This is a genomic window from Sphingorhabdus buctiana (genome assembly GCF_042680825.1).
GTDB lineage: Bacteria > Pseudomonadota > Alphaproteobacteria > Sphingomonadales > Sphingomonadaceae > Sphingorhabdus_B > Sphingorhabdus_B buctiana.
In genome coordinates this window covers 256666-270345 of record NZ_JBHUEL010000004.1, presented here as the reverse complement: position 1 = coordinate 270345, position 13680 = coordinate 256666, and the positions used below count along the sequence as shown (strand labels likewise).

Annotated in this window: 17 protein-coding genes and 1 tRNA gene; 2 read left to right on the top strand and 16 right to left on the bottom strand. The window is 57.7% G+C overall.

Going from position 1 to position 13680, the window contains the following annotated elements; translation table 11 throughout:
• Positions 1-16: 16 nt before the first annotated feature.
• The 10 genes from ACFSAG_RS06450 to rpsD all read right to left on the bottom strand — a co-directional run bounded on the left by ACFSAG_RS06450 (position 17) and on the right by rpsD (position 8727).
• The gene (locus ACFSAG_RS06450; protein WP_381512619.1) at positions 17-1267 is read right to left on the bottom strand and encodes an acetyl-CoA C-acetyltransferase; all 1251 of its coding nucleotides are present in this window, start codon (positions 1265-1267) and stop codon (positions 17-19) included.
• 22 nt (positions 1268-1289) lie between these two features.
• On the bottom strand, positions 1290-2072 hold the full coding sequence (locus ACFSAG_RS06445) for an SDR family oxidoreductase (RefSeq protein WP_374611537.1): 783 nt from the start codon (positions 2070-2072) through the stop codon (positions 1290-1292).
• A 154-nt stretch (positions 2073-2226) separates the two neighbouring features.
• Positions 2227-2302: transfer RNA gene (locus ACFSAG_RS06440), tRNA-Lys, on the bottom strand.
• A gap of 41 nt (positions 2303-2343) precedes the next feature.
• On the bottom strand, positions 2344-2811 hold the full coding sequence (folK, locus tag ACFSAG_RS06435) for a 2-amino-4-hydroxy-6-hydroxymethyldihydropteridine diphosphokinase (protein ID WP_381512834.1): 468 nt from the start codon (positions 2809-2811) through the stop codon (positions 2344-2346).
• 47 nt (positions 2812-2858) lie between these two features.
• Positions 2859-3728, bottom strand: a complete 870-nt coding sequence (gene aguB, locus ACFSAG_RS06430) for an N-carbamoylputrescine amidase (RefSeq protein ID WP_381512616.1) — start codon at positions 3726-3728, stop codon at positions 2859-2861.
• Between the two features lie 5 nt (positions 3729-3733).
• Positions 3734-4591: a class I SAM-dependent methyltransferase gene (locus tag ACFSAG_RS06425; RefSeq protein WP_381512615.1), complete on the bottom strand. Its 858-nt coding sequence runs from the start codon at positions 4589-4591 to the stop codon at positions 3734-3736.
• A gap of 65 nt (positions 4592-4656) precedes the next feature.
• Positions 4657-5637 carry an agmatine deiminase family protein gene (locus ACFSAG_RS06420; protein WP_381512612.1) on the bottom strand — a complete coding sequence of 327 codons (981 nt, stop codon included), beginning with the start codon at positions 5635-5637 and terminating at the stop codon, positions 4657-4659.
• A 7-nt stretch (positions 5638-5644) separates the two neighbouring features.
• The gene (locus ACFSAG_RS06415) at positions 5645-7327 is read right to left on the bottom strand and encodes a M28 family metallopeptidase (RefSeq protein WP_381512610.1); all 1683 of its coding nucleotides are present in this window, start codon (positions 7325-7327) and stop codon (positions 5645-5647) included.
• 113 nt (positions 7328-7440) lie between these two features.
• Complete coding sequence (locus tag ACFSAG_RS06410) at positions 7441-7884, bottom strand: hypothetical protein (protein WP_381512608.1); 444 nt, start codon at positions 7882-7884, stop codon at positions 7441-7443.
• 228 nt (positions 7885-8112) lie between these two features.
• A complete protein-coding gene (gene rpsD / locus ACFSAG_RS06405; protein ID WP_374611526.1) occupies positions 8113-8727 on the bottom strand; it encodes a 30S ribosomal protein S4 in 615 nt (204 codons plus the stop codon).
• Positions 8728-8970: 243 nt separating this feature from the next.
• Between rpsD and ACFSAG_RS06400 the strand changes: the two genes are divergently transcribed.
• Positions 8971-9243 (top strand): chorismate mutase, encoded by a 273-nt coding sequence (locus tag ACFSAG_RS06400; protein ID WP_381512605.1) that lies wholly within the window; start codon positions 8971-8973, stop codon positions 9241-9243.
• Here the strand turns inward: ACFSAG_RS06400 and ACFSAG_RS06395 are convergent, their stop codons facing one another.
• The 5 genes from ACFSAG_RS06395 to rpiB all read right to left on the bottom strand — a co-directional run bounded on the left by ACFSAG_RS06395 (position 9244) and on the right by rpiB (position 12589).
• Positions 9244-9957 carry an RNA methyltransferase gene (locus ACFSAG_RS06395; protein WP_381512602.1) on the bottom strand — a complete coding sequence of 238 codons (714 nt, stop codon included), beginning with the start codon at positions 9955-9957 and terminating at the stop codon, positions 9244-9246.
• Positions 9954-10415, bottom strand: coding sequence for a transcriptional regulator NrdR (nrdR, locus tag ACFSAG_RS06390; protein WP_381512599.1), 462 nt, complete (start codon positions 10413-10415; stop codon positions 9954-9956). Before nrdR ends, ACFSAG_RS06395 begins: the two co-directional genes overlap by 4 nt.
• Entirely contained in the window at positions 10415-10768 is a 354-nt protein-coding gene (locus ACFSAG_RS06385) for a zinc ribbon domain-containing protein (protein ID WP_374611518.1), read from the bottom strand. The genes nrdR and ACFSAG_RS06385 overlap by 1 nt, the downstream gene beginning before the upstream one ends.
• A 67-nt stretch (positions 10769-10835) precedes the next feature.
• Positions 10836-12140, bottom strand: a complete 1305-nt coding sequence (gene glyA, locus ACFSAG_RS06380; RefSeq protein ID WP_381512596.1) for a serine hydroxymethyltransferase — start codon at positions 12138-12140, stop codon at positions 10836-10838.
• The gene (gene rpiB / locus ACFSAG_RS06375; RefSeq protein WP_374611514.1) at positions 12137-12589 is read right to left on the bottom strand and encodes a ribose 5-phosphate isomerase B; all 453 of its coding nucleotides are present in this window, start codon (positions 12587-12589) and stop codon (positions 12137-12139) included. The genes glyA and rpiB overlap by 4 nt, the downstream gene beginning before the upstream one ends.
• Before the next feature lie 128 nt (positions 12590-12717).
• Between rpiB and ACFSAG_RS06370 the strand changes: the two genes are divergently transcribed.
• Positions 12718-12921: a hypothetical protein gene (locus ACFSAG_RS06370; protein ID WP_381512592.1), complete on the top strand. Its 204-nt coding sequence runs from the start codon at positions 12718-12720 to the stop codon at positions 12919-12921.
• A gap of 5 nt (positions 12922-12926) precedes the next feature.
• Here ACFSAG_RS06370 and ACFSAG_RS06365 read toward each other — a convergent pair whose 3' ends face one another.
• A complete protein-coding gene (locus ACFSAG_RS06365; RefSeq protein WP_298599127.1) occupies positions 12927-13583 on the bottom strand; it encodes an alpha/beta hydrolase in 657 nt (218 codons plus the stop codon).
• Positions 13584-13680: the final 97 nt, after the last annotated feature.

Here is a 13680-nt window from a genome sequence, read left to right as displayed (position 1 = left end):
GCCCCCTTTTTAAGACTTAGATCCGTTCGATGATAACCGCCGGGGCCATGCCGCCCGCGGCGCACATGGTGATCAGACCATAACGGCCGCCCGAACGCTCAAGTTCGTCAAGCGCCGTCCCGATCAGGATCGAACCGGTGGCGCCGATCGGGTGACCGAGTGCGCAAGCGCCGCCATTGATGTTCACCTTGTCGCGATCGAGATTGAGGTCGCGGATGAACTTTTCAGCGACGACGGCAAAAGCTTCGTTGATTTCCCAGACGTCGATATCGTCCTTCTTAAGGCCAGCCTTTTCGAGCACCTTCTTTGCAGCCGGAACCGGGGCGTTGAGCATCAGTGTCGGGCAATCGCCGATATTGGCATAGGCGACGATGCGACCGCGCGGTTTCAGACCGTTCTTGTCTGCATATTCCTTCGAAGTGATCAGCAGTGCAGCCGCGCCATCGACCACGCCCGAGCTGTTGCCGGCATGGTGGAAATGCTCGATCTTCAGATCGGGGTAGCGGCGGTTGATCTGCTTGCGGAAAGTGTTGCCGCCACCGAGGTCGAAATCGGCCATGCCTGCAAAGCTCGGCTTCAATGAAGCGAGGCCTTCAGCGGTGGTTTCGGGGCGCGGGAATTCTTCATGGTCGAGCGCGACGGTGCCATCTTCGTTGTAAACGGTGACGACCGAACGGTCGAAACGGCCTTCGCGAATGGCGCGGGCTGCCTTTTCCTGGCTCGAAAGCGCAAGCGCGTCGAGCTCTTCGCGGGTGATGCCTTCCATGCTGGCGATGGCATCGCCGCAGACGCCCTGGTGGCTCTGCGGGTGCATGGCATCGAGCGCGGCATTACCCGAACCCATGCCAAGCGGCTTGATGCCGGCATTGGCAAGTTCGGCACCATAGGCCGCGGTGAAGCTCATCATTTCGGTGCCGCCCGCGATCACGCAATCTTCCATGCCCGACATCACGGTTGCCGCCGCAAGGTTCACCGAAGTGATGCCGCCGCCGCAGAAACGGTCAAGCGTGGTGCCCGATGCCGAAATGTCATAGCCGGCAGCCAGGGCCGCCATGCGGCCCATGTCGCCGCCCTGCTTGCCATTCTGGCTGGATGTCGACCAGATGATGTCATCGACGGTAGAGGTGTCGAGATTGTTGCGATCCTTGATCGCCTTGAGCACGGTTGCAGCGAGATGCTGCGGATGCAGGTGCGACAAGGCACCCTTGCCGGGCTTACCAACCCCGCGCGGGGTGCGGACGGCGTCAATGATATAGGCTTCTGCCATGGGATTATCCTTTCAGTGTAAATTAGCGGGGGGCCATCCGAATTGCCCCGTCGAGGCGTAGGCACTGGCCGTTGAAATAGGTGTTACGATTGAGTTCGAGCACTAGGCTGCCAAATTCCTCCGGCTTGCCGAGGCGCTTGGGGAAGGGCACTGATGCGGCGAGGCTGTCGAGCACATTTTGCGGCGCACCGAGCATCAGTGGCGTTGCGAAAATGCCGGGCATGATCGAGTTGCAACGGATGCCAAGGTCCATCAAGTCACGCGCCAGCGGCAGGACGAGGCCATTCACACCGGCCTTCGCCGAGCCGTAGATGACCTGGCCGATCTGCGCATCCTGCGCCGCGACCGATGCGGTCAAAGTGATGCAGCCGCGCTCGCCATCTTCCATCGGTTCGAGTTCGCTCATGCCGAGTGCCGACAAGGAGGCGAGGCGATAGGAGGCGACAAGGATGCCTTCGACGCCAAAGGCATAATCCTCGGTCGGGGTGCGCTTATATTTTCCGGTAGTCTTGTCGAAGGACAGCGTCTTGCCGCGCTTGGATGTCATCGCGCAGTGGACGAGGATGCGTTCCTGCCCATGTGCAGCGCGCGCCTTTTCAAAGCCTGCGACAACACTCTCTTCGCTGGTGATATCCACCTTGCAGAAAATGCCGCCAATTTTGGCCGCGATCTCTTCGCCTTGTGCCTCGTTGATGTCGAAAATGGCAACCTTTGCGCCCGCCGCGGCAAGTGCCTCTGCGCTGGCTCGACCAAGGCCCGATGCGCCGCCGGTAACGACCGCGGCGATACTGCTATCGATCTTCACGTCCTTCTCCCGTTATCCTGTCTGCTTTCGTGATAGCGCCAGAATAGCCATGAAATTTAATCGCGCAATTAAATTGAGTCTACACGCGTAAGTTTTTCGGCAACGCTTGTTGCCCGCAAGGCGGGTGCACTGAAGGCAAAATCGGGAAGGAAGGTGGTGAGCCCTGCTGGATTCGAACCAGCGACCTACTGATTAAAAGTCAGTTGCTCTACCGACTGAGCTAAGGGCCCATCGCGGCGCGGACAGTCCGGCGCACTCAGGAGCGCTCCCCCTAATGTGCTGCTTGGCGGCGGTCAAGCGGCTTGGGGCGGTTCAGGCGATGAAAAAGTTGGTGCAAAGTCTGGTTGCTGATCGGATCGCGCCAATGCCCGGCGATTTCGACTGCTGGGCCAAGCACGAATGCCCGTTCCCGAAATGAAATATGCGGAATGGCCAAAGGCGGGATTGCCGATTCCCATATCCCGCCAGACCACAGGATGATGTCGAGGTCGAGCGGCCGGGCCCGCCAACGCTGTCCCAATCGGTCACGTCCAAAATGCTGTTCGATCATGAGCAGGCGTTGCAACAGCTCGTCTGGTTCAAGTGCGGTTGCGATTATCGCCGCTGCATTGGCATATTTGCGGTGCGACGGGCCCAATGGCAGAGAATCGATGATCCGTGACTGTGCGAAGACATCGATATCTTCCATTTCCAGCGCTTCAATAGCCTGCTCAAGGATCGATCGCGGTCTTCCCGCCAGCGCGTGCGACTGGTTTGATCCCAGTGCAATCAGGTAGAGATGCTGGCTCAGAGGTCTTCCACCAATCGTCCGTAAAGTTGCGGCCGGCGATCGCGGAAGAAACCCATGCTGGCACGATGCAGGCGTGCCTGATCAAGGTCGAAACTGGCAACCAACGTTCCAGTTTCGCTGTCATCCAGGTCGCAGACGATATCGCCCCATTCATTGGCGATGAAACTGGTGCCATAGAAATTTTGGGCAGGGCCGCCATGGTCATCTTCGCTGCCGACGCGGTTCGCCGCGATAACAGGCATGCAGTTTGACACCGCATGGCCGACCATCGCCCGTCGCCACATATGACGGGTGTCAAGCGTGTCGTCCTGCGGCTCTGCACCTATTGCCGTTGGATAAAACAGCATCTCTGCGCCCATCAGGGCCATGGCCCGCGCGCATTCCGGATACCATTGATCCCAGCAGATGCCGACGCCTACGCGTGTGCCGAAAACATCCCAGACTTTGAAACCGCTATTCCCCGGGCGGAAATAATATTTCTCCTGATAGCCGGGGCCATCTGGAATGTGGCTTTTGCGGTAGGTGCCAAGGATTTCACCTTCGGCATTGATCATCGCCATCGTGTTATAGAAATGCGAGCCCTCGCGTTCGAAAAAGCTGGTCGGTATCGCGACTTTCAGCTTTTTGGCCAGCTTTGCCATCGCCTGTACCGAGGGATGCTCAAGCGTAGGGCGGGCAAGCGCAAAATGCGCTTCTTCCTGCGTCTTGCAGAAATAAGGGCCGGAAAACAGCTCAGGCGGAAGGATGATTTGCGCGCCATCATTCGCCGCCGCTTCAATCAATTCGGAAACAGCTTCGATATTCTCCGTCTCGCTGCCGCGGAGCGGCAATTGAAGTGCGGCGACGGTGATGGCGCGCGTGGTCATGCGTATTATGGCCGTTTCTTGAAGAGCAACGTCATGCGATCACTCTCGCCAATAGCCTCATACTTGGCTTTGTCGACCTCTTTCAGGCGCAACGCAGGCGGCAAAGTCCAGACACCATCGGGATAGTCTGCGGTGTCTTTCGGATTGGCGTTGATCTCGCTCTTGGCGACCAATTCGAAGCCGTTCACTTCCATGAACTTGATGACGTCGGCTTCGCGCAGATAGCCTTTGCTGCCGTCGGCATAGCTATAAGCCGCATCGGCTTTTGCACGGTGCTGTTCGATGCCTAGCAGGCCATCATCCTTCAGTAAGTCACGCAGACGCTTGATTTCCTGATCCGCCATGTTCCAGCGCATCAGATTGTGCATCATGCGCATCACGATAATGCGGTCAAAGGTGCCTTTTGAACCCTCTGGTGCTGCATCGAGGGTGAAGCCGCGATAATCGCTGGCTGGGCGTCCGGTTACTTTCGCCACATCGTCTGCGAATGAGGCTGCACCTGCCTTCACGCGTTCGCGTGTGGCATCGTCGGCGAAAACGGTTGTGCTGAAATAGATGCCGTTGAACTTGCCCGGCTCCATATAACGACCCAGAATGCGCGAAATCCATTCGCCTCCAGGGGCATATTCACCGACGACATTATCGGGATGAATGCGGAAAAACTGGAAGGTTTCGGCAGGATGGCGATACTTGTCGCGCTTGCTGTCTTCGGCGCGCGACGGATCGGCGAGTATCTTGGCCATCTTTTCGTTATGCTGTTTGTGCAGCGCTTCATGCGCTGCATCATGATGGCCATGATGTTGTGCGAAAGCAGGCATCGACGCAGCAGCGACGGCGAGCGAGAGAAAAAGCTTCATTTTCATCGGGGGGCTCTCCTGTTTTTATACTGAACGCCTTATGTGCCAGCTTTGTTTACAAGGGAATACAGTCAATTTGGCACTTGTTGGCTGGAGCAGTGGAAACTGCCGCCACCGGTAAGCACCGCATCGGCCAGAATGCCGACGATTTTGCGGCCCGGGAACAAGGGTTCCAGAGCTGCGAGCGCCTCGTCATCATAGCGAGATCCATAGATTGGAACCACAACGGCAGCGTTGCCGATGTAGAAGTTCATATAGCTCGCGGGGACAGCTTCCCCATCCTGCTCAAAGCGGCCGACCGAGGGTAGGGTGGTTACCCGACAACCAAATTCTTCTGCCCGGGCCCGCGCATCGGCATAAACTCCGGCATTGGGATCGTCTGCATCCCGTGCCTCCGGGATTACCAGATGGCCAGGCCCGACAAAGCGGGCGAGGTTGTCGACATGTCCATCGGTATGGTCGTTGGCAAGCCCATCGCCCAGCCACAACAGCCGTTCCACGCCGAGATCGCGGGCGAGGCGTTGCTCTATCGCGCTGCGGTCAAGGGCAGGGTTGCGATTGGGGTTGAGCAGGCAATCAACCGTCGTCACCGCAAGTCCTTCGCCATCGACATCGATTGAACCGCCTTCCAGCACCCAGTCGCAGTCGGAGACAGCAAAGCCGCTGGCTTCGGCAAGCTCACGCCCGATCGTCTGGTCGCCCTGATAATCAAAGCGGTTGCCCCATCCGTTGAACCCGAAATTGCGGGCGATGCGGGCAAGGCCACTGCCGACGATGATGCATCCGGTATCGCGCAGCCAGACATCCCCGATCAGCCGGTCTTCGACGATGACCGCCGCTTCGCAAAGATCGCGGGCGCGTGCTGCCGCCTCTGCGCCTTTGGCAATCAAGTGGACGGTTTCGCCCTGTCCACCATCATGAACGGCATTGGCGAATGCAGCAATCTGCTCCTGAGCTTTGGCCAAGGGTTCACCCCAAGCCTGCGCATCGGAGGGAAAGCCGATCCAGACGCGTTCGTGCGGTGCCCATTCGGGCAGCATTCGAATTGCCATGACCGGTTTACTTTGCAGCCCGGCTCTTGTCGCGAATGGCGCGGAACTCGTCACCCTCAACCCAGTTCGGCCAAGCCGTGGTCATCGCAAGCATCCGGCCAACGCGGTAATAGAGGCGTAGATCAGCCATGACACCTGACCAGTCCCAGCTTTCGTCAAATTCATCACCGGGCGCGTGATAGCGGTTTTCCTCATAATCTTTAGCTGCCTTTTCAGCTGCTTCCTTGCCGCCATTCACCAGATCGTCCCCACCTTCGAAGTAGACCATCGGTACGCCCAGCTTGGCAAAGCTGAAATGGTCAGAACGATAATAGAAGCCTTTTTCCGGAGTTGGCTCACGATCGGGGGTGCGGCCCTCAATCTTTGCGGCTGCGTTCAAATAGCTGTCGAGGTCAGACTTGCCCATTCCGATCACGGTGAGGTTCTTGGCCGGGCCAGTCATTGAAAAGGCATCCATGTTCACACCGCCAACGGTCTTGGCGAGTGGGTAGATCGGGTTTTCGGCGTAATATTTTGAACCTAGCAGGCCGGATTCCTCTGCGGTTACTGCAAGGAAAACGATGCTGCGGTCGGGCGCGCCGGCTTTCTTGTGCGCCTCTGCAAGTGCTACAAGGGCTGCCGTGCCAGTGGCGTTGTCGACTGCGCCATTGCAGATGTCGTCGCCGTCAACCGGTGTGCAGCGGCCCAGATGGTCCCAATGCGCGGTATAGAGGACATATTCGTCTGGCCGCTTGGCGCCTTTCAAAACGCCTACGATGTTGCGGCTATTCTTCTTCGAGATTGCATTTTCAAAGCTCACACCCGCTTTGAGGTTGAGCGGCAATGCCTTGAAGCCTTTCTTCTTTGCTGCGGCCATCGCCTTTGCAAGGTCTTGTCCGCCAGCAGCCATGATCTGCGCAGCAACGTCTTTCTGCACCCAGCCATTGGCTTTTGTCTGGTCAGCACCGCCATTTTTCGATTGGGCAAGGAATTGTGGGCCGGTCCAGCTTGAGTTTACCACATTCCAGCCATAGGCTGCGGGTGCGGTATCGTGGACGATGAGTGCAGCTGCTGCGCCCTGGCGGGCTGCCTCCTCAAACTTGTAGGTCCAGCGGCCATAATAGGTCATCGCCTTGCCGCCGAAGGGGCCTTCCAGACCCGGGGTGTCGAAATCGGGATCGTTGACGAGGATGAGGACCGTCTTGCCCTTCACATCCACGCCGGCATAATCGTTCCAGCCCTTTTCAGGGGCGTTGATACCGTAGCCGACAAACACGACGTCGCTATCCTTGATGTCTATCTTGGCTTGCTCCTGATAGGTGCCGGCGACAAACTGGTCGCCATAGGCAAAGCTCATGGCTTTGCCATCCTTGCCAGTGATGGTCAGCGGAGTGAAATTCTTCGCAGCGATTTCAACGAGGGGGACGTCCTGTGTCCAGCCGCCGTCTTTTGTGCTGGAGGGGTTGCCCGGTTCAAGGCCAGCCGCCTTGAATTTTTCGATCATCAGCGCGACGGTTTTCTCTTCGCCTGCCGATCCCGGCGCACGTCCTTCATATTCGTCGGAAGACAAAATGCGCGTGACATCTTTCATCGTTGCTTCCGAAAGGTCGGGCACGCTGACTTCGGGCATTTCAGCCACATCGGCTCCGTCGATTTTCTTGCAGCCCGAAAGGGCGAGCGCAGTAACAAGGGCAAGCGTCAACAGGCGCATGATATTCTCCAATATTGATTGACCGCGCTTCTGCCAGACAGCGCGCGGCGGCTCAAACGAAAAAGGGCGGCTCCCTATTCAGGAACCGCCCCCAATTTCATGCGCTATGGCGCTCAGAACTTCAGGCCGATACCGACGCCAGCAACATTGGCATCGGTGCCGTCGTAAAAGTAACGACGATATTCAACCTTGCCATAGACTTTGTCGGTGAAGCTGTGCTGATAGCCAGCACCAGCATTGAATTCATCGCCATCGGCGACGTCATAGGCTGCGGCGACATAGAGCTTGCCCTTTTCGCCAACTTTGGCGCCCAGGCGGCCGCCGACATTGACGAGGTCCGCGCCTTCGAAGTCGGTGTCGTACGAAACTTCAGGGCCGGCAAATACGGTTTCGCCAAGATCAAAGTCATATCCGGCAGCAACACCGCCGATAAAGTCTTCGGCACCGCCACCCCATGCAATACCCGCACGGCCTTCGACGCGGCCTTCACCGGCAGCCATGGCCGGGGTTGCGATAACGGCAGCAGCTGCTGCGGCGAGAACGATAAGCTTTTTCATTTTTTATGTCCTTGATTTAAGGGAGATAAACCACCTGAGTGGCTGCTCCTGATCTAGGAAGGCAAAGCTTGCTCGCAAATGAATGTTATGCGGAATTGTAATTAATAGACCAAAATATGTTGTAATATTACCACAGAATCGACGCTCTATTCGACGAACGACCATCGACGGGAGACAAAAAAAGAGCGGCCGAAGCCGCTCTTTCGAACATTTGCGATGGACCGCTGATTAACGCGAATAGAATTCGACGACCAGATTGGGCTCCATCTTCACCGGATAAGGCACTTCGTCCAGCGTCGGGACGCGGGTGAAGGTCACCTTGTCGTTGCCATCGGTGCTGACATAATCAGGGATGTCGCGCTCGGGCAGGCTCTGAGCTTCGATAACGAGCGCCATTTCCTTGGCCTTGTTGCCGAGGCTAACGACGTCACCGGGCTGGATCAGGCGGCTGGCGATGTTGCACTTCACGCCGTTGACGCGGATGTGGCCGTGGCTGACGATCTGGCGGGCAGCGAAGATGGTCGGTGCAAACTTGGCGCGATAAACGACCATGTCGAGACGACGCTCGAGCAGACCAATCAGGTTCTGCGAGGTATCGCCCTTCATGCGGTCAGCTTCCTGGTAGGCGCGCTTGAACTGCTTCTCGGTGATGTCGCCGTAATAGCCCTTCAGCTTCTGCTTTGCGCGGAGCTGCAGACCATAGTCGGAAAGCTTGCCCTTGCGGCGCTGGCCGTGCTGACCCGGGCCATATTCGCGGCGGTTTACCGGCGATTTCGGACGGCCCCAGATGTTTTCGCCAAGACGACGGTCAATTTTATACTTCGAATTCTGACGCTTCGACATGTGTCAAAGTCCTTTCAATTTGCTGTCATTTTTGGTCCCGGAACCGCACCAAACCGCCAATTTGCGGTTTGCGGCCACTGCTTCACCGGGGTGCAGGGCCAATTGCGAAGGCGCGCCTATGGCGGGGAGTGTGGATAAAGTCAAGTATCGGCTCGACAGAATGGCGCCGTAATCCTAATGGCGCGGGGCATGACACTAAAAAATTCTCCCAATGCTGTAAAAGATCCGGCTGATTGCGCCGATATGGCAGAAGTCCGCGCCGGTGTGGATGATGTTGACGCGCAGATTGTCCAGCTGCTTGCCCGGCGTTTTGGCTACATGGATGCCGCTGCCCGCATCAAACAGGATCGCGACACGGTGCGCGATGAAGTTCGCAAAGCGCAGGTCATTGCAAATGCACGCAAAGCAGCGCTTGAACTTCGGATCCCGCAGGACGTCGTTTCTGATATGTGGGAAACGCTGGTCGAAGGCTCGATTGCTTACGAGTTTGCCCGATGGGACGCTCTGCGCGGTTGATTAGCGTTTGCGTTCCTTGAACGCGCTCAACACGCCGCGAAGCGTACGAATTTCAAGGCTGTTCCAACCCGGCTTGGTCAAAAGGTTGCGCAAAGTGAGCTTCGTGGCCCCGGTGCGTTCCGGCGGGAAGAAATAGTCGCGCTCCTCCAACAGTCCGAAAAGCTGCCCAATCATTCCGTCGAGTTCCTCCTGCGGGGCGGGCGGATCAAGTTCAACTTTGGGCGGGCTTTCAAGACTCTGGTGTTTCGACCATTCATAAGCGCAGAGGATGACCGCCTGCGCAAGGTTGAGTGAACCGAATTCCGGATTGATGGGCACGGTGATGATGGTCCGCGCCACCGCTACTTCGTCGGTTTCCAGCCCGGAACGTTCAGCGCCGAACAAGATGGCGGATCGGCCCTGTGCCGACAGCATTCCGTTGGCTGCTTCTTCGGGGGTCAGCACCGGTTTGGTGACCCCACGCTTGCGGACAGTCGTCGCATAGATGTGGCTGATGTCTGCGGTTGCCTCTGCAAGCGTGTCGAACACTTCCGCCCGTTCAAGAACGATGTCCGCCCCGGATGCAGCAGGGCCAGCAGAAGGATTGGGCCAGCCGTCGCGCGGATTCACGATCCGCATCTCGGTAAGGCCAAAGTTCAGCATGGCGCGGGCCGCCTTGCCAATATTCTCGCCCAGTTGCGGGCGCACAAGGATGATAATGGGTGCGGAGGTCACTTCTTGGCGGCTTCGGCGACGTTGCTCGCGAAATCCTCAAAATCCTTCGCTTCTTCAAATTCCTTATAGACGCTGGCGAAGCGGATATAGGCGACGGTATCGAGGCCTTTGAGGCCATCCATCACATATTGGCCAATACGCGAAGATTCGATCTCGGTTTCGCCCAAGGTTTCCAGTTGGCGCTGGATGCCGGAGACGAGCTTGTCGATCCGGGTTTGGTCAATCGGGCGTTTGCGGCAGGCAACGGCCACCGAACGCTCCAGCTTTTCGCGCTCGAATGGCTCACGCCGTCCTTCGCTTTTCAGAACCGTCAATTCGCGGAGCTGGATACGCTCGAAAGTCGTGAAGCGCGCACCGCACCCTTCGCACTGACGCCGACGGCGAATGGCAGCTCCATCCTCGGTGGGGCGACTGTCTTTGACCTGGCTGTCATCATGTCCGCAAAAAGGGCAGCGCATTATTTCTCTTTTTCTTGGTTCTTTTTCTTGTTCACGTGCCGATAGGCCACGATGCCTGCACCGATAACTGCGCCGGTTGCAAGGCCGATCGGTGCCAGAATGCTGGCCGCAGCACCGATCGCCGCGCCGCCTGCAACTTTTTTCACCGTATCCTGATCGGCAAGATGCTTTCCGGTGTGATAGGCGTCCTTGGTCGCGCCCCACAGTTCGTCAGCGGCTTCGCCAACATAATGCTTCGCCTGGTTGGCGATGCTTTCCTCCGAGAGCTTCTCAGGAGTCTTCGCACCGCATTTCGGGCAAAACTTCATGCCTTCGGAGATTTCAGCCGAACATTCATTGCACATTTGGGACATCACTTGCCTCCCTTCATCTCTGTATTAGATGAGTAAGTCACTTGCCCGTTTCAAGTGCAATTATAGCTCAGGACGGATAAATCGGGAAGCGGGCACACAATGCCTCCGCTTCTTCCTTCACCCGTGCCTCGATCTGGCCGTCGCCAGCCTCTCCATTTTTACGAAGCCCTTCGACGACATCGGCAATCATGCGGCCAATTTCGCGGAACTCTGCCGGGCCAAATCCGCGCGTTGTTCCCGCCGGGGTACCAAGACGCAGGCCCGAGGTAACAAAAGGCTTTTCCGGATCGTAAGGAATGGCGTTCTTGTTGCACGTGATCGACGCACGGTCGAGCGCATGCTCGGCATGCTTGCCCTTGGCCTGCTTGGGTCGCAGGTCGACCAGCATCGAGTGGTTATCGGTGCCGCCGGATACGATATCGAGGCCCTGTTCCTGCAGGCTTGCAGCCAACGCCTTCGCATTCTCGACAACGCTGGCGGCGTAGGTCTTGAATTCGGGACGCATCGCTTCAGCAAAGCAAACGGCCTTGGCAGCAACGACATGCATCAGCGGGCCGCCTTGAAGGCCGGGGAAGATTGCCGAGTTCATCTTCTTCGCAATGGCTTCGTCGTTCGAAAGAATGATGCCCGATCGCGGACCGCGGAGCGACTTGTGCGTGGTCGACGTCACGATATGCGCGTGCGGTATCGGCGACGGATGCGCACCACCTGCGACAAGGCCGGAGATGTGCGACATATCGACCAGCAGGTACGCACCGACTTCATCGGCAATGGCACGGAAAGCAGCCCAGTCCCAGGTGCGCGAATAGGCCGTACCGCCTGCGATGATCAGTTTAGGTTTGTTTTCACGCGCAATGCGCGCAACTTCGTCCAGATCGATGCGGTGGCTTTCGCGATCTACGCCGTAGGAAACCGGGTTGAACCATTTGCCCGACATGTTGACCGGGCTGCCATGCGTCAAGTGTCCGCCTGCGGCAAGATCGAGGCCCATGAAGGTATCGCCCGGCTGCAGCAGCGCAAGGAACACCGCCTGGTTCATCTGGCTTCCGCTATTGGGTTGCACATTGGCGAAATTGCAACCGAACAGCTTCTTGGCGCGTTCGATGGCGATGGTTTCGATCTCATCGACATATTCGCATCCGCCATAATAGCGCTTGCCCGGATAGCCTTCGGCATATTTGTTGGTCAGCACTGAACCCGTTGCTTCGAGCACCGCGCGGGAGGTGATGTTTTCCGAAGCGATCAGTTCGATCTTGTCCTGCTGGCGCTTCAGCTCCTGCGCAATCCAGCCTGCGATTTCGGGATCGCGCTCAGCTAGGCTCTGGGTGAAGAAACCGTCCGGCTGGACGTCGTTGGCGGCAGAGGCGGTCATGCGGGATCCTTTGCGAAGTCGGGATTGGATAATTTGCCTACGCGGCGAACATGGCGGTCACCGGCGAAGGGTGTTGAGAGAAATGCGTCAAGACAGGCCTTGGCCATATCGATGCCCGTCAGGCGTGCGCCCATGGCGATAACGTTGGCGTCGTTATGTTCGCGGGCCAGCTTTGCGGAAAGCGGTTCGGAGACAAGGGCCGCGCGACAACCGGGATTGCGGTTCACTGCGATTGAAATGCCAATACCCGAACCGCAAAGCGCAACTCCAAAGTCCGCTTTGCCTGAGGCGACGCTGTCTGACAGCTTGTAGCCATAATCTGGATAGTCGACCGAGCTCTCATCATATGGACCAAGGTCTTCAACTTCATGACCCGCGGCTTCCATATGCGCAACAAGCGCTGATTTCAGCGCGATGGCGGCATGATCGGAAGCAATTGCAATGCGCATGGGCCTGTCTTTCCGCGCGGGTGAGTCGGGATGCGCGGTCTCTAGTGGAGGGGCGCAAAAAAGGCCATGCCGAATTTGGGCGGTATCGCAGCTTGACCGCGACCTTCCACAGCTTTTATCGAAGCCTGATGACTTCTGCCATTCTTTCGATCGCCATGTTGGGCGGGTTCGCGCTGCTTTGGGGCGCCTGGAAACTATGGAAGCGCGAAGGCAACAGCCAGAAAGTTTGGCTCATGGTTGCGGCAGCGCTTGTCCTTTTCGCTAATGTCGCGATCTGGACGGTGCCCGATGACAAGGGCCAGTCGTTGGTGGAATCCACCGACCAGCCCTGAATGCATCACTTGATCGGGCAGGCCGGATCGAGCCGCATATCTAGATAATTTTCGACCGACGCCAGCAGCAACTCCATTTCATTCTCATAGAAATGGTTTGCGCGCGGAATTTCATCATGGTGGATCGTGATGTGCTTTTGCGTGCGCAGCTTGTCGACCAGCTTCTGGACTGAGTTGGGCGAAACCACCTCGTCCTGCGCCCCATGGATGATGATGCCCGATGAGGGGCAGGGGGCAAGGAAGCTGAAATCATACATGTTCGCGGGCGGCGAGACTGAGATGAAACCGCGCACTTCGGGGCGGCGCATCAGCAACTGCATGCCGATCCACGCACCAAAGCTGAAACCTGCAATCCAGGTTGAGCTGGCTTCGGGATGGAATGCCTGCACCCAATCGAGCGCTGCTGCAGCATCGGAGAGTTCGCCAATGCCGTTATCGAATTCGCCCTCGCTGCGTCCGACGCCGCGGAAGTTGAAACGGAGAACGGCGAAGCCGCGTGCGACGAAAATCTTGTACATCGCCTGCGTGATGCGGTCATTCATCGTGCCGCCTGCTTGCGGGTGAGGGTGCAGGATCATCGCAACAGGCGCGCGTGGGCGCGGCGGCGGCGAAAAGCGGGCTTCGATGCGGCCTTCGGGACCGGGAATTGCAATTGCGGGCATAAGGTGTTTCTAACCTGAGGAATTATAGGGCTGCATCACCCTTCGGGCTAGGCAGCGGTCGACCGGCTATATAGAAGCGAATGCGATTTTCGCAACC